Genomic DNA, 1,277 nt, shown 5'->3' with positions numbered 1-1,277 from the left:
CACTGACACCACAGATCACCAACAACGCACAAAACTCGAATTTCCGCGGACATTTGTCGAAACTCAGCTTGAGCAGTCAGGTATTCTCACAGTTCAGTGTTGGAGGATGCTATGGACGAAACGCAATTCGGTACACGCGATAAACGAGGGTACTGGACACCTAACAAGCGTCCAAGGCGCGCTCCGGTTTTCATTTGGCCGGTGCAGCCGAGGACATTCTTGCGCTGGCTGCTCGGCTATCCGGGCTACCTATGGCCTTGGAGCGCTCTGTTCTTCGCTACTTCGCTTGTGGCGTGGATCTATCTGACGCCTTCGCTCGAAACGATGCGGGAGTTTAGCCCCGGCTGGATTTCGCTGATCCTCCTGCGGAATGCTGCGCTTGCGCTATTGTTCTATGGCAGCTTCCATACGGTGCTGTACATTCAGCGTCGTCAGCAGACTAAATTCAAATACAATGCCAAGTGGCCCGATACCCAAAATTCTACGTTCCTGTTCGGATGCCAGAATGCGGAGAATGTATTCTATACGATGTGCAGTGGCGTGCCGATTTGGACGACTTATGAGGTATTTGCCTTATGGATGTTCGCCAACGGCTACATCCCCACCATCGAGTTCCAACAGCATCCGGCCTATTTCATCGCGCTTGTTCTGCTTTGGCCGCTGTGGTCGTCGACGCACTTCTATGCGATCCACCGCTTGATCCATATGGGGCCGCTGTATCACATTATTCACAAAGTTCACCACAACAATGTCAATCCGGGCCCTTGGTCTGGCCTGTCAATGCACCCGTTTGAGCACATCCTCTTTTTCTCCGCTGTGCTAATCTTTTTCCTAATCCCCTCAAATCCGCTACACGTAATTTATGGGCTTATGGGTTTGGCGCTGGGGCCGGCGTACGGTCATCTGGGTTTTGATCGAATCCTGAAGGATGACGGAAAGTACATGAGCACCGAAAACTACTTTCATTACCTGCACCACCGGTTCTTTGAGGTGAATTATGGGACCGGGGATCGGTTGGTTCCATTGGACGAGTGGTTTGGTACGGTGCACGATGGTTCGCCGGAAGCCGATGAGGCGATGTACAAGCGCATGAAGGCGAAGAAGTATGCTCGCGGCTAATCGCCTTCAGATAACAAGGTGGTGCTTCGATCCGCTGCACTCGGTACAGGCCGGCCGGCATACTCTTGCCCGTCGCAAAGCCTGGTCCCAAGCTCAACCTCTACTCTTCCGTCATTGAAAGCCAATATCAGAGGTGACGAAGTTGATCTCCGCAGATA

1 protein-coding gene is annotated in these 1,277 nt (G+C 52.5%); it reads left to right on the top strand.

Annotated elements, in window-relative coordinates; translation table 11 throughout:
• The first annotated feature begins 111 nt into the window (after nucleotides 1–111).
• Nucleotides 112–1,119: a sterol desaturase family protein gene (locus IVA80_RS15190; RefSeq protein WP_247431217.1), complete on the top strand. Its 1,008-nt coding sequence runs from the start codon at nucleotides 112–114 to the stop codon at nucleotides 1,117–1,119.
• Nucleotides 1,120–1,277 lie beyond the last annotated feature (158 nt).

It is taken from the genome of Bradyrhizobium sp. 139 (genome assembly GCF_023074175.1).
In the GTDB taxonomy this organism is placed as follows: Bacteria; Pseudomonadota; Alphaproteobacteria; order Rhizobiales; family Xanthobacteraceae; genus Bradyrhizobium.
This window is presented reverse-complemented; position numbering and strand designations above follow the sequence as displayed.